The following is a 21,553-nucleotide window of genomic DNA, read 5'->3' as shown; positions in this document are numbered from 1 at the left end:
TTTGATTTTACTTGTTTAGGGCTTGGCCGATTTCTCGCCAAGTGATCAATTTGATATTGTTTTTTTGGATCAAAGCTTTGGCTTCCTCGCTTGTAAAATAATCATAATCAGCCTGCCTCCAAGGGGCATGATACGTATCGTGATCTTTGGTGACAGCATTCATTTCTTCATCATCAAATGCAAGATGAATCAACATGACGTGAACTCCCGGCGGAAGTTCATTGAGAGACTTGGTATAAAAGGCATCCATTCCTGCTAGATAATCTTCCGGATTTGCCATGATGATTTGGTCAATTACGGGTATTTTTTCCAAGTCAATTCCGATAAATAATTTTGAATTTGGCTTAATCAACCCTTCCACAATTAGGGTATTGATCATAGCGGGAATTTTGAGTTCTTGAGCGATTTTCAAATAACTCACCAAATATTCAGGTTTTCCATAGAAAATACAGCCCATATGAGAATCCAAATGCGTTGGAGTGATTCCCATTTGATTGGCAGCTTTGATCTGGGCACGAATCTCTTTTTCCACTTCTTCGGGACTTGCATTTGCTGCGACTTGCCCACAATCTGGATACATATGTCCTTTTTCATCTGCCAAGCCAGGTACAGCGGTCTTGCCAGCCTCAGGCCCCCAGTTGAAATTCAGCCATTCGTTTGTCAGCGTAATATGAATGCCAATATCTGCGTCAGGTATTTCCTTCGCCATTTCCCCCACTTCCGAAGACCATCCGGTGGGCACCATCATGCTTGTGGAGGTCACTAGACCTTTTTTAATAGCCTCAAAAGTCGCTCTGGTTTGTGAATGGGAAACCCCCACATCATCTCCGTGAATAATTAGAAGCTTAGCGTCTTTCGGGTAACCTAGTCTTTCAGCTAGATTTTGTGAAAAGGCAAAATCAGGGGTGAAAGCCAAGAAAAGGAGAATGAAGAATATCTTTTTCATCTAATTATAATTTGTTTTTAAGAGTTCATGCCGGTAGCTACTGAGAGGAATCTCGCATCGATAACAATCTCCCCAATGTGCATCGCTTGCGACATGCTCGATTTCGTGATTATCAGTTTTCAGGACTCAAATTAGCCATTTTAGTAAGAAGTTAATTTTTTGAAGGGTTCAAAACACTTGTATTAAACAGCCTGTTGCAGAAGTATGAAATTTAATAGGGTAATCGTTTGGTTTCGGAATGACTTAAGGGTAAAAGATAATGTTACGCTTACCAAAGCTGTTCAAAGTGGAAAAGAGATTTTGCCCGTCTATTGCTTTGATCCTAGAATGTTTGAAAAAACTGAACTCGGTATCCTGAAAACAGGATATTACAGGGCGAAGTTTTTGATTGAAGCAGTGGCTGACTTACGTGATACACTCCGTGAACTAGGAGCAGATTTGATAGTCCTAAAAGGTAAACCAGAAGAGGAATTAATCAAACTGGCAGAAAAATATGAGGCACAGGCGATTTATTTTTCAGAGGAAGTCACCTCGGAAGAGAGGAATGTGGATAACTCTCTAGAAACTAACGCATACGCAAAAGGAATTGCTACTGAAAGTTTCTGGCAAAGCACACTTTACCACTTGGATGATCTCCCGTTTCCTGTCAATCAATTGCCTGAAGTTTTCACACAATTCAGAAAGTCAGCAGAAAAAATGTCGGAAGTAAGGGCCGAATACCCTAGTCCGATTTCCATAAATTATCCCGGAACTGAGGTCATATTTAGTTCTGGCGAAATTCCAAAATTGAATCAATACGGATTGGAGGAGTCGATGCCAGCGTCAAGTTTGGTGTTAGGTTTTGATGGTGGAGAACGGCCTGGAATGCGGCGAATCCAATCCTATTTTTGGGAAAAAGATTTATTAAAAGATTACAAGCAGACCCGAAATGGTCTGATCGGAACAGAATTCAGTTCACGTTTTTCAGCTTGGTTGGCTTTGGGATGCATTTCTCCCAGGACAATTTATTACGAAGTAAAGCGATATGAAAAAGAGCGTAAAAAGAATGACAGCACCTATTGGCTTATTTTCGAACTAATCTGGAGAGATTATTTTCGACTGATCTCTAAGAAGCATGGGGATCAGATCTTTCAACTCTCCGGTATCAAAAATCAAATGGACTCCTGGCGTAGGGATAGCGCAGATTTTCAGCGCTGGTGTGAGGGGAAGACAGGAGTCCCATTTATTGATGCCAATATGCGGGAATTAAACCGCACCGGTTTCATGTCAAACAGAGGCCGTCAAAATGTTGCTAGTTTTTTGGTCAATGATCTGGGAATCGATTGGACTTGGGGAGCGAGTTATTTTGAGAGTAAGCTTATTGACTACGATGTCTGCTCCAATTGGGGAAATTGGATGTATGTAGCTGGAGTGGGAAATGATCCTCGGGAAAACCGCTATTTTAATATCCTCCGTCAGGGTAAAAACTATGATAAAAACGGAGACTATGTCCGTATGTGGCTCCCAGAATTGAGCGCTATCAAAGGCTTTGATATTCATCAACCACATGAGTTATCCACACCCAAACTCAAAGAGTTAAATATCGAATTAGGAAAGACTTATCCACATGCTATGGTGGAGATGGAGAAGTGGGTTTGAGTCTTTTTTTAACCGCCGAGGACGCAAAGGTTTACGCAGAGGACACAAAGGGTTTTTTTTACCACAATGGGCAAAAGGACCTATTGAATTTGTATTAGAGATCCTGAAAGGATCAAACTCTTAATAACCATGGGTGAAACCCATGGATAAAATGAATCTCGATATTAGTCTCCCGCGCAGAAATTTATTTTGGAAAAAGGAAGGTTTTACGGGAGGGTGGAAACGGATTTTTTAACCACCAAGGACGCCAAGGTTTACACGAAGGACACAAAGGTCATTCGAGTTTTTCCTTATCGATCCTGAAGGGATCAAACTCCTAATAACCATGGTTAAAACCCATGGATTAAATGAATCTAGGTATCGGACTCCCGCGCAGAATTTTGTTTTGGAAAATGGAGCTTTTGCGGGAGGATGAAAACAAATTTTTTAACAGCAAAGCTTTCTTTTTTTAACGACAAAGTTAGCAATGGTTTACGCAGAGGATGCTTAGGTTTTTTTAACCACCAAGGACGCCAAGGTTTACACGAAGGACACAAAGGGTAATCGAGTTTTTCCTTACCGATCCTGAAAGGATCAAACTCTTAATAACCATGGGTGAAACCCATGGATTAAATGAATCTAGGTATCGGACTCCCGCGCAGAAATTTATTTTGGAAAAAGGAGCTTTTGCGGGAGGATGGAAACGAATTTTTTAGAAATGTTTATTACAAGCAAAATTGAATGAAGACACTCAATTTCCCTGAAGATTCTCTTCTTCCTTCTTTTTTTGATGCAGGTAATTCGGTTTCCAAAAAAGAAAGAACCATCCGATACTCCAGAAGGTGTAGTGAAAAATAAAACTATAATAGGTCCATGGCTCGGACAAGAAATCAAATTCAAATCGTAATTGGGGATATACATATCCTTCATTTATAAAAACAACAGGAACTGCGTAGATCAATGGCCACCACCAGTCTTTTTTCAGATAGATTTTAAAAAGCTTCATATTTAAATCTAATAACTAAATTCAAATTGTTTCAAATCTGCCGGGATCATTTTTTCCCGAGCGAGTTCCAGACCATATAAGTACTCTCCCAATTCCGCGAAGAATGGGAATCCTATTTCATCGTATTCATAGGCATCATCATTGAGAGTTTCGTCGGCATTAACATAGATCACTGCAGTTACAAAAAACTCATTTCCTTTTTCAAAGTCCACATAATAACTGGCATCAAGTAGATGACCATAGGCTTGACCGGTTTTGTTGAAAAGCCGAAAATTGCTTGGGATTGATGCTTTATTCATCCCGTCTTTGTAAAATTTCGAATACGAATCCCAGTATTCTGATTGTGGATAACTCGGATAATCACTTTCTCCGGGGAGCATACTCATATACTTTAGGATCAACTTTCGATGATCTTCCGAAAGATTAAATCGCTCTGCATCCGGAAAAGCCATTGGAAAGATGATCCGCTGAACCACCCCATGCAGATCGGAAATGGCAAACTTGTTTTTGAAGGTAAACTCCATTCCCTGCTCGATAAGCGAATCCCCACTGTAATAAGCACGCCCAATGATCGGTCTTTCAGTATTGGAATAAATTATTTCAGTTTGCCGAGAAGGAATTTCATGAATCAGTTTTCCGGACTTATCCACAAATCGGATCGGATTAAACATCCGGTTTTCTTCAGGACTTGCTGCAAAGCTCAGTCGATGATTGATAATGGTATGATTCATTCCTTTGTCCGCCAGTTTCTGATTGATGTAGTCCTGACCTAGCAATTCATAAAGCCTATTGTAGGCATCATTATCGGAGACAAGAAGAATCTTTTTGATGTATTGTGCGATACTAGGAAGCGAATCAATGGCTGAATTATCCACATAAGCTGGAACTTGGGAGGGATGAATCGAATCGATCAGCATGATGGAGTTTTCATCCAAACCCGGAATATTTTGTTCCTCCAGCCATTCCAAAGCTAAAATTGCAACGGGTAGTTTCACCGTACTGGCAGGATAGAAATACTTTGAATCGTCCAGATTGAAAGCAAAATCAGTCATCAACGGATTTCCATGTTCGTTTCGCTCGATTTGGGTGTAGAGAATCTGAACCTGGTACTTCTCTTTGTTGTCCAATACTTCTTTTAGAATCGGGAAATCTTCCAAACCGTCTTGAAAAGGCACTTTCCCCTTTGGCTGACAGGCCGAGAAAAAGACTAATAAAATTAGAATCGAAAGAAGGCTACGCATGAGTTAGATTTTTTTGGAAGACAATTCAATTAATTTTTCAGCTAAAAGGTCCAAGTCCTCTTTCCAATGAAAACCCGAAATGACAATTCGGTTTACCCGAGGATCAGTTGCTGTGGGATACGGAAAAGAGGAAGTGATGATCCCACTTTGCTCCAATTTTTCCACCCAGATATCTTCTGAATAATTGAATACGGGATAGTCCGAAGAACCTTTGAGCTCCGTGAGATGAGAAATTTTCTTTTGGAAATAGCTCAGATTGGCGGATAACTTCTCTTTCTGCTGAAGGTACAAGTCCTGACTTTCGAGAAAAGCCTGTAAATAACCCGGAGGACAAGGCGATGCTCCACCGTAAATGGGAAGCTGAAAAATCTGGGTTTTGATAGCTTGATCACAGAGAATAATCCCAGCGGGTAGCCCCAGTCCTTTTCCAATCGATCCAGAAACGAGCACTTTTGCAGGAAGATTTTTTAAGTTGGAATACGTGCCAACTATTCCCTTTCCAATCACACCAAAAGCATGACTATCATCAATCAAGATCGAAAGCTCATGTTTTTCTCCGATGCTTTTTAACCAATCGTATTCGTGAATTTTTGCGTAGAGCGGATCAACTGCATTCCCTAAAATCAGGATTTTTTGAGGGCTAAGTTTTCCGCTTTTTTCCAAACATTCTTCTTTCCAAGATTCGAAGCTTTGCTTAGGATCAGGGGCTAATTCCTGAGGTAAGATAGCCGGATGTGTGTCCGGAGCTATCCAAATCGTATAAGCCTCTTTTTGGAGTAATCGCAACGCAGCTGTACCCGCGAGATAGCCCGAACTCATCACAATTGCGGATTCGGATTCGGCATTTCTTGCAAAAAATGCCTCAAACTCCTCATAGACTTTCAGTCGGACATTATTGCCGCGGCTTTGTCCATGATTCAAGCCATATTTCTTGAAACCCTCCATCACCTTTTCCTGAAACTCCGGCACCATCCCCATCCCCAAGTAAGCCGTACCGCTGAAATAGCGATACTGCTTTCCCTGATGATCGATGATTCGATCAATTTTCTGTTCCAGATTGAAGATATTCAAGATGCTGGGATTTACTTGGCAAAAATCTGCGACTGATCCTGAAATGATTTGAACTCCAAAGCGTTTCCGCAAGGATCCAAGAAGAACATGGTTGCTTGCTCACCTACTTCACCTTTGAATCGAATGTATGGCTCGATGACGAATTCGATTCCATGCGCTTTCAATTTATCCGCTAACTCATGCCATTCTTCCCAAGGCAAAATCGCCCCAAAGTGACGAACCGGTACATTCTTTCCGTCCACTGCATTGGTCTTTGCCAAAGCTAATTCTTCAGGCTTAATGTGTGCAGAAAGTTGATGGCCGAAGAAATTGAAATCGATCCATTTATCAGTACTTCGGCCAATGTCGCAACCTAACAGATCTCCGTAGAAAGCTCTAGTTTCTTCGATGTCCCGAATAGGGAAAGCTAGGTGAAAAGGTTTAAATTCGCTCATATTGCTAAATTAGTGGGGGTTTTTGTTCAACCAAATTTAGGATTAAAATCATCAAAAAATGAATTCAAATAAATCTGTTTCACTGGTATTAGGCAGTGGTGGCGCCAGAGGGATGGCGCATATCGGCGTGATCGAAGTATTGGAGGAGCGAGGGTATGAGATCAAAGAAATTGCCGGGAGTTCGGTGGGTGCGCTTGTCGGGGGAATTTATGCAAAAGGAAACTTAGCTGATTTCAAGGATTGGATCTGTGATTTAGGTCGGGTGGATGTCTTTGGTTTGATGGATTTTTCCTTTTCCAGCCGAGGATTCATCAAAGGAGATAAAGTGTTTTCGGAGTTAAAAAAGATCGTCGGTGAATGCCTGATCGAGGAGTTGGATTTTCCATTCTACTGTAATGCGGTGGATTATGCGGAGGGGACAGAGCGGGTTTTTGAATCAGGAAGCTTGTTCGCGGCTATTCGTGCATCATCCAGTATTCCAACTTTGGTGCAGCCTGCCGTGATCGATTCCAAAGAATACATCGATGGAGGGGTCCTGAATCCACTTCCTATGGATCTTTTAAAAAATGCGGAAGAGAATCTGGTGATCGCAGTTAATCTCAATGCTCTGGGCAGCAGCTATCTGAATCCTCCCAAAAAAGATCACGATGGGAAAAGTCTGATGAAAATACCAAGCTGGATGAAAGACTATCAGAAAAAAATGTCCGGCTACTTCGAAACGGAGGAAAAGTCTCCCAAAAATAAAAGCTTGGGTTCGCTTGATTTGCTCAACCGTTCCATGGAATTGCTTCATGATCGGGTTTCTTACCTGACTTTAGAAAAGCATCCAGCGGATATTTTAATTGAAATCAGCAAAAAACAGGCAAGTACGATGGAGTTTTATAGAGCCGCAGAATTGGTAGAAATCGGCAGGATCAAAATGACTGAAGCCTTAAATAAACTTGAAGATGCAGCCCAGTGAACTGAATCGATTGCTTGGAAACATTGATATCTATCTGCTCGACCAGATTTTAAAAGCGCGCTTTTCCACCGAGATGAAGATTCTGGATGCCGGTTGTGGAGAAGGTAGAAATGCCGTTTACTTTCTCAATGCAGGCTTTCAGATATTTGGTTTCGATCAGGAGGAATTAGCAGTCCAATACCTGCGCTTTGTAGCAAAAAGCTTACAACCAAACTATGATGCCCATCGCTTTCAAGTTGGAAGGATGGAGGAAATGCCTTTTCATGCCGGCGCTTTTGATGCGGTGATCTGCTCGGCGGTTTTGCATTTTGCAAGGGATGAGGAAAATTTCTGGCAAATGATGAATGAAATGTGTCGAGTCTTAAAGCCGGGAGGGATTCTCTGGTTTCGAATGACAACAGCTTTCGGAGGAATATTGGAGAAGAGTACTGAATTGGGAGATGGGAAATATTTATTGCCGGATGGTTCGGAGCGTTTTGTGTTGCAGCAAAAGCACTTGGATAAGATCCTGGATATGGGATTTCAATTTTTGGAAGTACCCAAGACGGTTTTGGTTTTGGGGCAGCGGGAAATGGGGGTTTTTGTGTTGGAGAAAAAAGTTAACTAACTGTCAACTGTGGACGGTCCACGGACGACAGCAGCATTAGGGAAAGAAAAAATTTATTTGAGTCCTGTTTAGAAATTTGATAAACCTACCAAAAAGGATCACATGGAATTACAATACGCACTTGAATTGACCGGAACCTTCGTCTTTGCGATCTCGGGTGCTTTGGCCATTCGGGAGCGGGAGCATGATTTGTTTGGAGCCGGATTCACGGGTTTTATTACCGCCATCGGTGGAGGTACACTTCGGGATATTTTGTTGGATAGCTATCCGCTGGTTTGGATCGGAGATATTTGGTTTTTATATGCAATTCTTGCCGGAGTTTTAGCAGCATTTATTTTCCCTAAATTTTTGAGCCGCCTTCGGAAAACCTTCTTTTTATTTGACACCCTTGGGATAGGGTTTTTTACCGTTTTGGGTGTGGAGAAGGCGCTAAGTCTAGGCGTGCGACCTGAGATTGCAGCGATTATGGGGATGTTTTCGGCCGTCATGGGCGGAGTGATCAGAGATACCTTGACCAATGAAATCCCAATTCTTTTCCGGAAGGAAGTCTATGCTTCAGCCTGCCTTGCTGGAGCGATTCTCTACTTGGTTCTGAATCACTATGGTCTTCCAAGGGATTACAACCTGCTAATCTCCATGTCACTGGTGATCAGTATTCGTCTGATCTCGATGAAGTATAAGCTGAGCTTGCCGAGACTGGGATAGGAAATTTGAAAGCAAAAGTTAGAAAGCTGAAAATTGGGTAGTCCTTTGAGGTTTTTCTTTAACCTTGAAGGTCTATTTCGGTTCCCAAAAAAATCAGAAAGCTCAATTGAGAAAGCTCAAAGGATTCCACATGATGACAAGGCCCAAATGGGATGTTTTTCTGCCTGAATCAGGTTGAAATTATTTTTCCGTAATCGTCGGTTTTAATCTCACAAATGCCATTTCGTCGTCGATATTGATAAACTGCCAATACATTCCTTGAGCCATAAAAGGAGCTCCCCTAATTTTCCAATCTTCTGGCAAACTGACTTCTCCCAATTGATTTAATTCCCAATCAAAAAAGGTAAGCGTAGTCTTATTCGGATTGGTTTCGTTTTCCATGAATGTTTGATCGGTAATCCTCCAAAATTTCTGGCTTTGAGTATCCCAATTTAATCCATAGAAAGAAACTTGCTTCCAGCGATCCCAAATGGCATTGGTTTGCTTGGCTTCTGAACTGTGCTGGGTTGGATAAGTGATTTCTACTTGATCAGGAGTGATCATTGAAGAAAAAGTAAGCCGCTCAAACCTATTAAAGTCATGATCAATTCGGTATGCCTCATTGAAAGGGCTAGACGAAACCAAAAGCTGATTTTCTGCCTGAGTGAGGTGAATAGGCTCTACATAGGTAAAGGGATAACCATTTGAAGATTCGGATTTGATTTCAAAAGGAAGCAACTCATCGAAAATGGGTAGATCTAGTTTCTTAATCGTAAGGTCCTCTAAACCTACCCTGACCAATCCCAAGCGAGAATGGATGTCAGATTTATTACCAAAAAAGGTAAATAGATATTGCCCGTCCTCTGAAATAAGCCCCTCATAGCGAATCACCTCATCGGGTAGAAGTGTATCCTCAGTTAGTTTAAGTTGATCAAATCGGTATTTTTTAACCTTATCTCTATCTGCATTGAGCTTCACCAGTTCTTCCCATGCGAAAAAGAAAATATCTCCACTATCCATTACCTGAAAACCATCATAAAATGGATAAGTCCCAATTCCTGAAGGGCCCTCACGTTCCAATGGAATGGTATCTTTTAGGACTAACGTTGTAAGGTCAACTACTTCCAACATCGGTTTTTTTTGATTCAGGTTGTAGAGTGTTTTACCGTCTTTTGATAAAAAAGAACGCCCTAAGGCCTCAGACAAATAGAAAAAATATCCTTTCGAGTCCACACTAACTGTGTCTATGGCGTATGAAATCAAAAGTTCATCACTGGATTGTTGAGAATTCTTTTCAGCGCAGCTTGAAAAAATGGTCAGAAAAATAATTAGGCATATCGGCATCGAAAACCTATTTGCTGGAAATTTGATCTGATTATTAAGTTGGTTCATTAGTTTTTTATTAAAAGGATTACCTCGAAATCACCGGCGTCAATATTTCAAAAGCCATTTCATCCTCTAAATTGATGAATCGATAAATCTTTCCGTCCCTGATAAAGGTTTTTCCCGAATATCTGCCTAGGCCTTCTTCTTCGTGGAGAAGTTTAAAATTCTCATCAAAAACCGAAAGAATCCCATTCCAGACTAGTTCTCCTGATCCATTAATCGCTTTGGTAAAACTCACTCGATAGTAGAGTTGATCTTTCTCACTATATAAAAAACTGCCAAAATAGGGTTCTTTTGACTTTTCGTTCATGGCCTCCTCGAAGGCCTCCATACTATTCGCCCTTCTTGGAAAATTTCCAGGCTTGCGGGCTGGTAAAAGTTCAGTTTCATAAGAATATACCAGCAGTGAATCCTGCTTCAGATCATAAATGGATACACCATTTATAGAGCTTTGGCTAATGATCAATTTTTGGTTTGAGAGAGACAAAAAATATTGATCCCCCGCTGTACTGGATAATCCATCAACTTCAAAACTTATTTCATATTCTTTCAAGGCTTTCAGAGCTGGGATTTGTACCGTTTTAATTTTGTTGGTCTCCATGTTTATGATGGCCAAACCATCCGCCATTGTATTTGCCGCGCGACCTAATGTTGAATAGGTTCCATAAAAATTACTCCCATCTTTTGAAAATTCTCCTAGGAAACTAATCATGTGATCTTGTCCTAGTTGGCTGGAAATGGCTTCATTGACATCCCAGTTATGTATTTTCAATAAGTTTCCCTCAGCATCAAATTCTCTAATCCCTTCGAATGTCGCAAAGTACAACTTACCGGAATCTGTCAGATTGATCTGAGACACGCTTAGCGATCCTACTCCTTTGGGTCCTTCGACATCAAAAGACAGGGTATCCTTGAGGATCAATTCTTCTAAATCAATGATATCCAATCGGAGTTTAGGACGATTATAGGTGTATAAGTAGCGACTGTCTTCAGAAAGTGTAGACCCTGAAAGACCGTTATTTAGAAAAAAGAACGTTCCAAGGGAATTAATATTTACAGTATCCAGCGTATATGAAAATGAAAAATCTCCAGTGAAATTTTCATTCGCTTCCTTTTGGGAGCAAGCAAAAAGAATCCAAAAAGAAGACAGATAAAAAAGGCTTTTTCTCATTTCAAAGTCGGTTTTAATCTCACAAATGCCATTTCGTCGTCAATATTCAAATAACTGTAATAGGTTCCATCTTTGATAAAAGAAATCCCGTATGGGAAAAACCCTGGTTCATTAAGCTTTTGCTCAAGAAGAGGATTTAAGTTTTTATCAAAGACTGTTAAGACTGAAATGAAATTTGGGTTTTCATCTGAATAGGTTCCGACAAATTGTTTCGTGATCCTTAGATACCTGTTGTTTTCCGAATCATATTTCACAGAAAAAAAATGAACCTCTTTTCCTTTAAGTTTTGCAGCTTCTCTGAATTCTTCTAACGTCTTGACCCTTTTGGGGTAATTTCCCTCTTTTTTATTTTCGGTCAATTGGCTTTCGAAAGAATATTCTTGGGTAAGGTCAGTTTCAAAATTATACACCCAAACCTTATTCACAGAAGAAATACTGAAAACAACGCTATCTCCAAACAGCGATATACCACTCATTTCCGGATACTCTCCTTTATTCCTTGATTCAGATTCTGAATAAAAAATATCAAAATCATTAGCCCATTGCAGGAAATCCTGAGGACTAAAGTCCAGACTCTTTTGATCAAAAGTGAAACGGACAATTCCTTTTCTGGTCCGATCCGGTAGCGTATCGGAGTAGTAAGAATAAAAGTAATTACCATCCTCTGAATCGTATCCTTGAAGGTTAATAATGTTTTCCTCAGGATATCGGAAGTCGCTTTTTGAGTCATTCATAAAGCGGTAGCTCGAAATTAGATTTCCTTCCAAGTCTGTCCTATAGATATGGCTTGTGGTATGGAAAAGGAACTCTTGGGCCTCATCCGCAAGTTGCAACCGGTAGAAGTAGCTATTAGGTATTGAATTCGGTCCCTCTTTTTCTAAGGCAATTTTCTTGACCAACATCTTTTGGTCTAGGTCGATTACCTCAATTTCATAATTCACCGGATTGAAATTATATAGGAATTTTTTGTCTAAAGAAATGTCTGAAATCTGCAGTTGACTATTTAAATAAACAAAATCCTCACCTGCATCGATCATTACCGTATCGATCGAGTAGGTCAGTTCAAATGCATTGGAAGGAACTTTTGCTATATTTTCTAAAGTGCTACTGGGATCATTACATCCCAGTAGAAAGAGGAGAAAACAGAAAAAAGGTAATCTTCTCATTTCAAAGTCGGTTTCACCCGCACAAATGCCACCTCATCATCAATATTCAAAAACTGCCAGAGCATACCATCCAGGTAAAATATAGGATCAGACAATTTGAATTTTTCAGGCATTTTACTTTCTGCCAGTTGCCTAAAATCAGTATCGAAGGCTGTCAGGACACTTTTGAAAATAATCGTATCGCCAGCAGTCAAGCGATCCATTTCTTTATGGTATCGCCAGAGCACATTCTGCTCAGAGTCTTCAGTCAGTGTCCCAAAATTTACCTCCTTACTTTTTTCTTTTATCGCAGCTCTAAATTCATCATTCGAGCCAGCTGTCATCGGGAAATTCCCTTTCTTACTGTTTGAGGTTAACTGGCTTTGATACGAATGATTAATCAAGCTATCGCCTTCCAAATCCCATCGCCAGAGTGAATTTTTTGCTGAAGTGATGATTACTACTTCATCGTTGACGAGTCTTACCAGATTCTGTTCGGGGATTTTAGCTGATCTCCCTCCTCCCATATCAAAACTAATGTCGTATGCATTGCTAAAATCCAGAAAATCGGAAGGGAAAAGCTTCAAAGTGTTTTTTGAAAGATCGATTTGAACCAGACCTGCTATTTTGCTTTCGATACCCTGAGTGCCGTATTGTCCATAAAAATAATTCCCATCCTTAGTATCAAGACTTGAGATGTTGATAAGCTGTTTTTCGGAAAGCTCATCTCCTTCCCAATCCATTTCTTCGATTTTATAAGTAGCAATTTTATCTCCATTAGAAGCGACATGATGGATCCCTGCAAAATCATAAAAAAGAACACTTTCGTCAGGGAGTACCTTAATTCTCATGATAAAACCTCCTCCAATACCGTTAGGGCCTTCTTTTTCATATTGTATCAGCTCTTTCAGGTTCAGATTTTCCAAGTCGATGATTTCCATGGTCATCTCCTGACTATTGAAGTTGTAAAATAGCTTCCTAGCCTTATCCACATCCGACATACTTAGTCCAAATTGTACAAAAAAGAAATGATCGCCGGCATCCACCATCACGGTGTCGATTTCATAGGTGATTTCCAGATTTGCCGATGATTCCGTATCGGAAGATTTCTCTCCGCAAGAAAGAATTGAAAAAAGGCTGAAGATGATCAGCGAGTTTTTAAATAGCTTATTCATAAGTAATAGTTGGTTTAATCCTCACAAAAGCGAGTTCGTCATTCAAATTCAAAAAGGTATAAATCATCCCTTCTCGGGCGAAATAGGTATCTGGTAGATCGAAATCGGAAGGAAGCAATTCCTCGTGGAGCTGATTAAACTGAGGATCGAAAGCCGTTAGCACAGTTTTATACTGAATGGTATCGCCTTTCATTTGATCCATTTCCTTCGCAAATCGCCAATAGACTTTATTTTGATCATCAAAAAATAGGCGGCCGTAGCTGACTTCTTGATCTTTCGCCTGCATGATTTCTCTAAACTCCTCCTCTGAATCTGTACGTTTTTGATAGTTTCCAGGGGCTTCGTTAGTGGTGTATTTGCTTGAAAATTCTTTTGATGTAAGTGAATCTGTTTTGAGGTGATAGAAGAAAACTTTGTTTTGAGCGGAATTGGAATAGAGCAAGGTATCATTTTTCAACTCAAGAAAAATATTGGCCAGAGCCATAGACATCGGCTGCACTCCTTCATAATACAGAATGGATTGATACTTTTCCACTTCTTGAAATAAATCCAGAGGGGTATAGCTTACACGCTTATTATCCAGATCAAATGTTGCCAGTCCGTCAATAGCATCTCCCATTTTTTGTCCTCCATAGAGCGCTACAAGTGTTTTTCCGTCTTTGGATAAGACCTCATTGAATTTTATTCGTTGTGTTTCAGGCAATCGCTCTCCCTCAAATTCCTGTTTTACATAGTTGAAAGAAGAAAGCTTATTTCCTTCCTGATCAAAATAATACACTTCGTAGTTGTCAGAAAGGTAAAATGTCCCATCCGGAAGCAGATAGACATTGGATATATAAGGAGATCTAATGCTATTCGGGCCATCCAAACTCATCGGTATCACCCTTTCCAATTTTAGCTTTTCCAGGTCAATAACTTCAAGCCCCGTTGGATTTCCACCGGTTTTGAAATTGTACAGGTATTTCTGGTCCGCCGAAAGATCTGAAGTGTACAAGTTCCAATTCAAGTAGATAAACTCATCTCCGGAATCTACCATGACAGTGTCGAGGCTATAGCTAAAAGCTATACTCCTGTCGGAATCTGAGGCAGCATCCTTTTCGCTACAAGCAAAAAATCCTGCTAAAACGGTTAAATAGAGTAGTTTTTTCATGATAGGGCTAGTTCAACTCTAAGGTAAATATTTCGAAGCCCAGCTCATCGTCCAAATTCACGAAAGACCAAAGCTTGCCATCTTTAAAGAATTTAAAGCCAAAGATGTCCAATGGGAAAGGAGCTTCATGGAGCTGATTTAGGTCCTCATCAAAGATCGTGACCACTTTTTTAAAGGTGGCGGAGTCCCCGATCATCCGATCCAAGTCTCTTGAAAAGCGAAAAAATCGCCTGCTTTTCTCATCAAAATAAAAGGGACTGAAATTTACGCTTTCATTCATAGCTCGGAAGTTCGCTCTCATTTCCTCTGGGGATTCGAAAGTGGTTTTTTCAGGAACTTTCTTACTGTTTTGGGTAAAAGCAGATTGATAAACTACATGCGAGACAGAATCGGATTTGAGATCTAAGATGTAAGCATCATTAAAACTGGATGAAGAGATAAGAAGTCTCTCATCTCGCTGATGAAAATAGACTGGCTCTATCGTTCGCATTTGTAAGTTGCCATCTTGGTACAAAGAGGTCAGAAAAACTTCCAGACGAGAGAAGATTTCCAATGGTATTTTTTTTAACGATTTTTCCTGAAGGGAAAGCACTGCCAAACCACGATTGGACTGCTCCCAATCTTCCGGCCCATAGGTCACAAAGAGCATTTTCCCATCTTTAGAGACGAGGTACTCCGGCTTGAGGGATTCTTCGGGATCCAGCTGCTCAAACTTCTGTCTAGTAAGGTGAAACATCGTCATGCTATCTAGCTGGGGCGTGAATGTGCGCAGATCATAAAAGTTTGGAAAGTGGAAATTTCCGTCCTCTGTAATCACGAGACTGGAAGGCATTCCCACGCCTAGTGGCCCTTCGGCATCCATTGGGATTCGGTCGACTAGCTGAAGTTTTTCCAGATCGATGACCTCTAGTTCCACTGCGTCAAAATTAAAATTGAAGAGGGTTTTTTGATCCTGCGAAAGTGTAGATGCAGACAGGGCGCGCTTCAAATAAATAAAGCCTTCTCCAGGGTCCACCATGACGGTGTCGATTTCGTAGGTCAATTCCAGATTTGCAGATGATTCCGTATTGGAAGAATTCTCGCCACATGAATGAATCGAAAAAAGGCTGAAGACAATCAGCGAGTTTTTAAATAGCTTATTCATAAGTAAAAGTTGGTTTAATCCGCACAAAGGCGAGTTCGTCGTTGATATTCAAAAAGGTATAAATCATTCCTTCTCGGGCGAAATAGGTATCTGGTAGATCAAAATCGGAAGGAAGCAACTCTTCGTGGAGCTGATTAAACTGAGGATCGAAAGCCGTTAGCACAGTTTTATACTGGATGGTATCGCCTTTCATGCTATCCATTTCCTTCGCAAATCGCCAATAGACTTTATTTTGATCATCAAAAAATAGGCGGCCGTAGCTGACTTCTTGTTCGAATACTTTCGCAATATCCATAAATTCTGGATAGGTATTAGTTTGTTTAGGATAATTACCAGGAGCTCTAGTACTGGTGTATTTACTTTGGAAATCTAGAGACGTAGTGGAATCTGTTGCAAATTGATAGAAATACACTTTGTTGAAAACACTGCTTGAAAAGATCACTGAATCATTTTTCATCATTAGATGAATATCAGCCTCATTCATTCCTGCCAAATTTCCATCAAAATAATACTTGAATAAATAAGGTTCTTGTTCGTAAAAAGTGGGAATGGATTTTAAACTCAATTCTTTCTTTTCTAAATCAAATAATGCAATACCCGATGGAGGCTCATTCATTTGTAGATCCCCGTATGTGGCAATTAGGAATTTTCCGTCGTTGGAAATAAATTCCTGATAAGTAATTCGCATTGTTTCTGGCAACTTATCTCCTTTGAAACCAGAATTAACATACTGAAAACCTAAAGACTTTTTACCATCAAAATCTATCACCGCAACGGTGTAGGTATCAGTTAGGACGAGTTTATTGTCTTCAGATGTATAAATATGATAAACTCGATCAGTTCCTATTCCATTGGGGCCCTCCACTTCTAAAGGCAGTATTTTTTCCAACATCAGATTTTCGAGATTGATAAATTGGACAGAATTTTTTCCCTGATCCCAATTATAAAGATAGCTACCGTCTGGAGAGGTTGCTGAAGCTGTCAAATCCCAATTAAGATATATAAACTCATCTCCAGCATCTACTATCACGGTGTCGAGGCTATAGCTGAAGTCTACGCTCCTATCAGAATCCGAAGCCACATCCTTTTCGCTACAAGCGAAAAATCCTACTAAAACGGCCAAATAGAGTGGTTTTTTCATAATTGATTAGAAATCAAAAGTGAATTGAACTAAGGCTGGATTCTCCTCTACCACATAATAACTGTAGAGTTTCCCATTTCGAAGAAAGGTTCTATAAATCATGCTTTCCATTCCCTTTAATCTCGTCTCTCCTACCAAATTGAGCTGTTCATCATAAGCAAATAGAAATACTTTGGTATCCTTTTCAGTACCCATACTCCCCAGCCGGAAATATAGATTTCTGGTTTCATCCCAGTAGAAGTCTTCAAAGGTGATTTGCTTTCTCATTTCATTCATTACCTCTATTCTACGCTCATGAGAGTCCACTTCTGTAGGGAAATCCCCGGTCTTAGACTTGGCTACCAATTGATGAGGAAAGCTATGATGTCGAAGGGAATCTGTCTGCCAATCGTAGGTATAGATATCGGAGGTAGCTCCACTGTGGATGAAAAACAGGTTGTTGACAAGTTGCAAGGTTTGGAAGTCACCTGATCGAGTCATTCCATTACCCTGCTTGAATGTGACGTTGTATTTATCGGTTAGCTCGAGCTCGGAAATTTCCTTGAGTGTTCCGTTCATCGTTTCGCTATCGATCACAGCCAAACCTTCCACAGGACCTTCGAAGTTTTTGGGAAGACTGATGATTTTCTTTTTGTCGGGACTGAGATGGATGTTGTTTGAGAGGGAAAAAGTGGCTTCGGGATCAAATCCGGTTATGTTTTCCAGTTGAATTCTAAGATTTCGAATTTGCTTTCCTTCCAGAGAGTAAATCCCAGCCTTGGCGAAATCTGCCATAAAAAACTCTTGTTTTGGCAGTGCTTGAAAGTAATTGATATAAGATGGAATTGCATTAGGACCGTCACTTTCAAATGGATGGATTTTGACGAGTTTTAAATTAGCCAAGTCATATTCATGGATTTCTTTTTCAGGGTCATAAAAAAAATATAACCTAGCAAGGTCTTCACTTAAATCTCTACCGTAATACGAGCCAGGATTAAAGATTTCATCGCCCACATCTAGGATTAGGGTGTCTACGGAGTAGGTCAGATCTTCAAGGATATTTTTAGATCCTGCCTTTTCAGAATTGCCTTTCCCCCCGCAAGAAGCAAGAATAGAAAGTAGTAGAATTGGTAATAATTTTTTCATCTGTTTTTAATTTGATTTTTATAGGTCATTTGGAATCTCGCAAAGCTGATAATCATACCAGTGTGTGACTTTTTAGTCAGGCTCGATTTCACGATTATTTAAAAATTTAAAGTGAATACTGCGAATCTCAACTCATCTTCCACATTGACATAAGACCAGAGCTTGCCGTTTTTCCAAAAGTACGTAGAGGGCGGTTCCTTCAGCCCTTCGATCTTGGTTTCCCCGACTACATTAAAGTCGGTATCGTAAGCAAAGAGATAAACTTCATAAGTGGAGGGATCTGCACGGTTTTCAGCCAAGTAGGTCTTTTTCCCCATCCTCAAATACAGCTTCCTAGTATCATCCCATTTGATTGCCATGTAATTCAGCTGCTCGTTCACTTTTCGCTCGTCTTCCTCAAATGCAGAAGCATCACTATAAGCCTCCATCAGGCTGATATTCCAGTCATTTGGTACAGTCTTGTGCTGAATAGCAATATATTCAAGACTATCTGTTTTCGGATCCAATCGGTAAAAACCGCTCATAGGAGCTGCAGAGATCAACAATTGCTCGTTTTCTTTTTCGATATAGTCAAACGCAGCAAAAAAGTATATCATGCCATTGCCGTCTGATTCTTCTACGTGGGTTCGGCTAAAATCGCCTACAGATCTCATCTTCGGAATCGGATATGAGCTGGCTTTTTTGCTTTGAGGATCGATGATAAAAAGCTGCTTGTCTCCATCTCCATCTCGGTATGGCTGGGTGTAAATTCGATTTTTTTCAAAATCATAAAACGCTCGCTGATAGAGTTTTTGGTAATCATTCGCCAGTTCAGAATCAATTCCTTCTGGGACTATTTTTAGATTTTCGGTTAGTTCTCCTGAAGTATTGAATTTGGCATAACTGACATAGCTCTGGATTGCCAGTTCATTAGTTGGGCCAACTTGAAAATCTGAAATGTAAGGGCCAATGCCGTTAGGCCCTTCTTTCTGAAATTCTGTTTTGCTGAGCAATTTCAGTTCATTCAAATCCACTTGGACGAGTTTCAAAGGGTCATTTTCAAAAAACCATAAGTTCTTCTTGTTTTGAGTGAACCCAATTCTTCCAAGACCATAGGGAATTACAAAAAAGTCGTCGCCAGAATCAACCACCACAGTATCTACAGAAAAAGTGAGGTTTTCCAGGATGTTTTTCGGTTCGGTGGATCCAGAATTGCCTTTTTCCCCGCAAGAAAGAAGAAGGATAATGAATAGAAGTGGGCTTAGATTTTTCAAGGTTGACATAATTCTTAATAGATTGGCTTGACCCTTATAAAAGCCATTTCGTCTTCCAAGTTGATATAGGAATACAACATGCCATCCTTGAAAAAGGACTGATAATAGGAATAATCAAAGGGTACCTTTTCTTCATGAAGTTGATTTAGCTTCGAATCGAAAACAGTCAATACCGTCTTTCGCACGATAGAATCTCCGATCATTCGATCCAATTCGTAGCTGAATCTCCAAAACTTATCATTTTCCTCGTCATAAATGAATTTGCCAAACTCCACTTCCTTGGAGCGCTCGGCAAAAACGGCACGCCAATTTGATTCATAGCTGAAATTTCTTGGATAGTCACCTCGCTTGGTATCCGCTGTCAGCTTAGAATGAAACTTTTTCTGAATCAAGGTATCCAAAGCTGAATCGTAAACAAAAGCTTCGTTGATGGCACTTGTAGAGACAATTACCTTGTTTTGAAAGGAAGTGAGCAGCACATCATCACCCCGAAAATTGCCATATTGATCTTGGAGGTAGAAGTCTTTGATTCGATCGAGTTCTGGAATCGGAATCTTTCGGATGGTCGAAGTATTCAAATCAATTATAGTCAGTCCTTTCAATTCACCTTGTGACATCCCAGCTTCATTTTGATAAATTGTAAAGAAATAGTCGGCTTTTTCAGTAAAAATTCCATCGAATCCGTAACGTTCGCCAACCTCAAGAACCTCTCCTTCCAAATGCTTTGAACTTATTTTTATGATTTTTAGCTGGGTTCTTGATTTGTCGAAAATCCTTACCTCATCCATGCCTTTTAGCACCAATTCATCCGATGGAGTAATAGCAATCGAAAAGGTGACTGGACCAATACCTAGAGGACCTTCTTTATCCATAGGCTCAATACTGCTCATTTCTTGTTGATCCAAGTCAATAATCTCCAAGTTTGGGGCGAAATCATTTAGATTATAAAGCGTCTTTTTATCTGGAGAGACTGCGGCCGTTCCCAAGTAAATCTCCATAAAGTAGAATCGATCCTTGAAATCAATTTTTACTGTATCAATCTCAGCTGAAAAAGTGAAGGTCTTCTTGTCAACTTTTTCATTCACTTGCTTTCCTCCGCAGGAAACAAGAATGGCGAGAACGAAAATGGCCAGTTGCTTTCTCATAGTTTCTAAAAATCAAAAGTGAAAACCGCAAAACCCAACTCATCTTCCACATTGACATAAGACCAGAGTTTGCCGTCTTTGAAGAATTGATCGTATAGCTTTTCTTGTAGTTCATCTAATTTAGCCTCGCCCACCAAATGCAAATTCTCATCGTAGGCATGGATGAATGTCTCATGGTTCATCTTTTGATCAGGACTCGCTATTTCTTTTCCTTTTTGACTAAGCCGGAAGTAAAGTTTTCGTGTATCGTCCCAGAAAAATCTTCCAAAATGTATTTGGGCATTTACTGCAGCCATAATCGCATTGAATTCCTCCAGAGAATTTGCTTCCCTTGGATAATCACCCCATTCTTTTTCCAGAGGAACCAGCTTATGGGCAAAGCTTTTTTCTTCGATGAGATTAGTATTAGGATTAAATACATAAATCGTGTTGGTGACTGGGCTGAAGAGCAAGACTTGGTCCCGGAGGAATTGCATCTGAATCGATAGACTATAAAAACGCATGGCTCCGGGTTTCAGAAACATGGTGGCAAAATTCCTGGTTTTACTCAGCTTAGCTAAAGAAAGCGTATCGGCTTTCATTTCATTGAGATCCACCTTGATTAGTTGTGATTCTATGGAAGATTGTTGGATTGCATACAGATTTTTTCCAACCCCATAGATTTTTGCATTGTTATTAAGCACGAAATCATCTTCCAAGTCAATCCCTTCGATCTCTTTGGATGTAAGCTTATACTCCTTGATCTTCTTTCCCGACCTGTCAAAAACATAGGTAGCGAAATAGGTTGAAAAAGCGAATTGGTGATTATCCAGCTCTTGAATTCCCATTACTCTATCACCAGTCCCGTCTGGACCTTCTTTCTCAAAGGTGTATTGACCGATTACACTTAAATTGTCCAAGTCAACTTCTTGAATGGCATTCCCTTTTTCGGAAAAGGTAAAGATCCTGCTTAGATCTGATGAAAGGCTCCAATTGCCGATGTATTCATTTCCAAGGACAAGTAGCTCTTCGCCTGAATCCACCACCACGGTATCCACCGAATAGGTTAGCTTCTCCAGAATATTGTCGGATTTATATTTTTCAGAAACCCCTTTTTCCCCGCAGGAGGCAAAAGCAATTAGAAAGAGAATGGGTAGTAGTTTTCTCATAGT

General features: G+C 40.2%; 20 protein-coding genes. 4 read left to right on the top strand and 16 right to left on the bottom strand.

Annotated features, from left to right (window positions below):
- Nucleotides 1-7 precede the first annotated feature (7 nt).
- Nucleotides 8-946, bottom strand: coding sequence for a polysaccharide deacetylase family protein (locus BVC88_RS01545; RefSeq protein WP_075348879.1), 939 nt, complete (start codon nucleotides 944-946; stop codon nucleotides 8-10).
- A 204-nt stretch (nucleotides 947-1,150) separates the two neighbouring features.
- Between BVC88_RS01545 and BVC88_RS01540 the strand changes: the two genes are divergently transcribed.
- Nucleotides 1,151-2,584, top strand: a complete 1,434-nt coding sequence (locus tag BVC88_RS01540) for a DASH family cryptochrome (RefSeq protein WP_075348878.1) — start codon at nucleotides 1,151-1,153, stop codon at nucleotides 2,582-2,584.
- A gap of 730 nt (nucleotides 2,585-3,314) precedes the next feature.
- Here the strand turns inward: BVC88_RS01540 and BVC88_RS01535 are convergent.
- Genes BVC88_RS01535 through BVC88_RS01520 form a run of 4 tightly spaced genes read right to left on the bottom strand, consistent with a single transcriptional unit; the run spans nucleotide 3,315 to nucleotide 6,315 of the window.
- Nucleotides 3,315-3,569, bottom strand: a complete 255-nt coding sequence (locus BVC88_RS01535) for a hypothetical protein (protein WP_075348877.1) — start codon at nucleotides 3,567-3,569, stop codon at nucleotides 3,315-3,317.
- An 8-nt stretch (nucleotides 3,570-3,577) separates the two neighbouring features.
- A complete protein-coding gene (locus BVC88_RS01530) occupies nucleotides 3,578-4,810 on the bottom strand; it encodes a serine hydrolase (protein WP_075348876.1) in 1,233 nt (410 codons plus the stop codon).
- 3 nt (nucleotides 4,811-4,813) lie between these two features.
- Nucleotides 4,814-5,881: an aminotransferase class I/II-fold pyridoxal phosphate-dependent enzyme gene (locus tag BVC88_RS01525; protein ID WP_075348875.1), complete on the bottom strand. Its 1,068-nt coding sequence runs from the start codon at nucleotides 5,879-5,881 to the stop codon at nucleotides 4,814-4,816.
- 11 nt (nucleotides 5,882-5,892) lie between these two features.
- On the bottom strand, nucleotides 5,893-6,315 hold the full coding sequence (locus BVC88_RS01520; protein WP_075348874.1) for a VOC family protein: 423 nt from the start codon (nucleotides 6,313-6,315) through the stop codon (nucleotides 5,893-5,895).
- Between the two features lie 58 nt (nucleotides 6,316-6,373).
- On the opposite strand from BVC88_RS01520, the gene BVC88_RS01515 reads away from it, so the two are divergent.
- The 3 genes from BVC88_RS01515 (at nucleotide 6,374) to BVC88_RS01505 (ending at nucleotide 8,588) form a co-directional block, all read left to right on the top strand.
- Nucleotides 6,374-7,276, top strand: a complete 903-nt coding sequence (locus BVC88_RS01515) for a patatin-like phospholipase family protein (protein ID WP_075348873.1) — start codon at nucleotides 6,374-6,376, stop codon at nucleotides 7,274-7,276.
- On the top strand, nucleotides 7,263-7,883 hold the full coding sequence (locus BVC88_RS01510; protein ID WP_075348872.1) for a class I SAM-dependent methyltransferase: 621 nt from the start codon (nucleotides 7,263-7,265) through the stop codon (nucleotides 7,881-7,883). The genes BVC88_RS01515 and BVC88_RS01510 overlap by 14 nt, the downstream gene beginning before the upstream one ends.
- A 102-nt stretch (nucleotides 7,884-7,985) precedes the next feature.
- Nucleotides 7,986-8,588 carry a trimeric intracellular cation channel family protein gene (locus tag BVC88_RS01505; RefSeq protein ID WP_075348871.1) on the top strand — a complete coding sequence of 201 codons (603 nt, stop codon included), beginning with the start codon at nucleotides 7,986-7,988 and terminating at the stop codon, nucleotides 8,586-8,588.
- A 180-nt stretch (nucleotides 8,589-8,768) separates the two neighbouring features.
- Here the strand turns inward: BVC88_RS01505 and BVC88_RS01500 are convergent, their stop codons facing one another.
- From BVC88_RS01500 to BVC88_RS01450, 11 genes are all read right to left on the bottom strand, one after another.
- Nucleotides 8,769-9,959: a DUF4221 family protein gene (locus BVC88_RS01500; protein ID WP_075348870.1), complete on the bottom strand. Its 1,191-nt coding sequence runs from the start codon at nucleotides 9,957-9,959 to the stop codon at nucleotides 8,769-8,771.
- A gap of 19 nt (nucleotides 9,960-9,978) precedes the next feature.
- Nucleotides 9,979-11,124 carry a DUF4221 family protein gene (locus BVC88_RS01495; RefSeq protein WP_075348869.1) on the bottom strand — a complete coding sequence of 382 codons (1,146 nt, stop codon included), beginning with the start codon at nucleotides 11,122-11,124 and terminating at the stop codon, nucleotides 9,979-9,981.
- A complete protein-coding gene (locus tag BVC88_RS01490; protein ID WP_075348868.1) occupies nucleotides 11,121-12,290 on the bottom strand; it encodes a DUF4221 family protein in 1,170 nt (389 codons plus the stop codon). Before BVC88_RS01490 ends, BVC88_RS01495 begins: the two co-directional genes overlap by 4 nt.
- A complete protein-coding gene (locus BVC88_RS01485) occupies nucleotides 12,287-13,444 on the bottom strand; it encodes a DUF4221 family protein (RefSeq protein WP_075348867.1) in 1,158 nt (385 codons plus the stop codon). Before BVC88_RS01485 ends, BVC88_RS01490 begins: the two co-directional genes overlap by 4 nt.
- Entirely contained in the window at nucleotides 13,437-14,594 is a 1,158-nt protein-coding gene (locus BVC88_RS01480; protein WP_075348866.1) for a DUF4221 family protein, read from the bottom strand. The genes BVC88_RS01485 and BVC88_RS01480 overlap by 8 nt, the downstream gene beginning before the upstream one ends.
- A 7-nt stretch (nucleotides 14,595-14,601) precedes the next feature.
- Nucleotides 14,602-15,738, bottom strand: a complete 1,137-nt coding sequence (locus BVC88_RS01475) for a DUF4221 family protein (protein WP_075348865.1) — start codon at nucleotides 15,736-15,738, stop codon at nucleotides 14,602-14,604.
- Nucleotides 15,731-16,879, bottom strand: coding sequence for a DUF4221 family protein (locus BVC88_RS01470; RefSeq protein WP_075348864.1), 1,149 nt, complete (start codon nucleotides 16,877-16,879; stop codon nucleotides 15,731-15,733). The genes BVC88_RS01475 and BVC88_RS01470 overlap by 8 nt, the downstream gene beginning before the upstream one ends.
- Nucleotides 16,880-16,885: 6 nt before the next feature.
- Nucleotides 16,886-18,004 (bottom strand): DUF4221 family protein, encoded by a 1,119-nt coding sequence (locus BVC88_RS01465; protein WP_075348863.1) that lies wholly within the window; start codon nucleotides 18,002-18,004, stop codon nucleotides 16,886-16,888.
- A 98-nt stretch (nucleotides 18,005-18,102) separates the two neighbouring features.
- Entirely contained in the window at nucleotides 18,103-19,266 is a 1,164-nt protein-coding gene (locus BVC88_RS01460; RefSeq protein WP_075348862.1) for a DUF4221 family protein, read from the bottom strand.
- Nucleotides 19,267-19,271: 5 nt separating this feature from the next.
- Nucleotides 19,272-20,402 carry a DUF4221 family protein gene (locus BVC88_RS01455; protein WP_075348861.1) on the bottom strand — a complete coding sequence of 377 codons (1,131 nt, stop codon included), beginning with the start codon at nucleotides 20,400-20,402 and terminating at the stop codon, nucleotides 19,272-19,274.
- 5 nt (nucleotides 20,403-20,407) lie between these two features.
- A complete protein-coding gene (locus BVC88_RS01450) occupies nucleotides 20,408-21,550 on the bottom strand; it encodes a DUF4221 family protein (protein WP_075348860.1) in 1,143 nt (380 codons plus the stop codon).
- Nucleotides 21,551-21,553 lie beyond the last annotated feature (3 nt).

It is taken from the genome of Algoriphagus marinus (assembly GCF_001936475.1).
GTDB classification, from domain to species: Bacteria; Bacteroidota; Bacteroidia; order Cytophagales; family Cyclobacteriaceae; genus Algoriphagus; species Algoriphagus marinus.
This window is presented reverse-complemented; position numbering and strand designations above follow the sequence as displayed.

Bases quoted from the DNA above. Each gene is read 5' to 3' on its own strand.
- BVC88_RS01545 (WP_075348879.1), bottom strand. From the start codon at position 946: ATGAAAAAGATATTCTTCATTCTCCTTTTCTTGGCTTTCACCCCTGAT.
- BVC88_RS01540 (WP_075348878.1), top strand. From the start codon at position 1,151: ATGAAATTTAATAGGGTAATCGTTTGGTTTCGGAATGACTTAAGGGTA.
- BVC88_RS01535 (WP_075348877.1), bottom strand. From the start codon at position 3,569: ATGAAGCTTTTTAAAATCTATCTGAAAAAAGACTGGTGGTGGCCATTG.
- BVC88_RS01530 (WP_075348876.1), bottom strand. From the start codon at position 4,810: ATGCGTAGCCTTCTTTCGATTCTAATTTTATTAGTCTTTTTCTCGGCC.
- BVC88_RS01520 (WP_075348874.1), bottom strand. From the start codon at position 6,315: ATGAGCGAATTTAAACCTTTTCACCTAGCTTTCCCTATTCGGGACATC.
- BVC88_RS01515 (WP_075348873.1), top strand. From the start codon at position 6,374: ATGAATTCAAATAAATCTGTTTCACTGGTATTAGGCAGTGGTGGCGCC.
- BVC88_RS01510 (WP_075348872.1), top strand. From the start codon at position 7,263: ATGCAGCCCAGTGAACTGAATCGATTGCTTGGAAACATTGATATCTAT.
- BVC88_RS01505 (WP_075348871.1), top strand. From the start codon at position 7,986: ATGGAATTACAATACGCACTTGAATTGACCGGAACCTTCGTCTTTGCG.
- BVC88_RS01500 (WP_075348870.1), bottom strand. From the start codon at position 9,959: ATGAACCAACTTAATAATCAGATCAAATTTCCAGCAAATAGGTTTTCG.
- BVC88_RS01495 (WP_075348869.1), bottom strand. From the start codon at position 11,124: ATGAGAAAAAGCCTTTTTTATCTGTCTTCTTTTTGGATTCTTTTTGCT.
- BVC88_RS01490 (WP_075348868.1), bottom strand. From the start codon at position 12,290: ATGAGAAGATTACCTTTTTTCTGTTTTCTCCTCTTTCTACTGGGATGT.
- BVC88_RS01485 (WP_075348867.1), bottom strand. From the start codon at position 13,444: ATGAATAAGCTATTTAAAAACTCGCTGATCATCTTCAGCCTTTTTTCA.
- BVC88_RS01480 (WP_075348866.1), bottom strand. From the start codon at position 14,594: ATGAAAAAACTACTCTATTTAACCGTTTTAGCAGGATTTTTTGCTTGT.
- BVC88_RS01475 (WP_075348865.1), bottom strand. From the start codon at position 15,738: ATGAATAAGCTATTTAAAAACTCGCTGATTGTCTTCAGCCTTTTTTCG.
- BVC88_RS01470 (WP_075348864.1), bottom strand. From the start codon at position 16,879: ATGAAAAAACCACTCTATTTGGCCGTTTTAGTAGGATTTTTCGCTTGT.
- BVC88_RS01465 (WP_075348863.1), bottom strand. From the start codon at position 18,004: ATGAAAAAATTATTACCAATTCTACTACTTTCTATTCTTGCTTCTTGC.
- BVC88_RS01460 (WP_075348862.1), bottom strand. From the start codon at position 19,266: ATGTCAACCTTGAAAAATCTAAGCCCACTTCTATTCATTATCCTTCTT.
- BVC88_RS01455 (WP_075348861.1), bottom strand. From the start codon at position 20,402: ATGAGAAAGCAACTGGCCATTTTCGTTCTCGCCATTCTTGTTTCCTGC.
- BVC88_RS01450 (WP_075348860.1), bottom strand. From the start codon at position 21,550: ATGAGAAAACTACTACCCATTCTCTTTCTAATTGCTTTTGCCTCCTGC.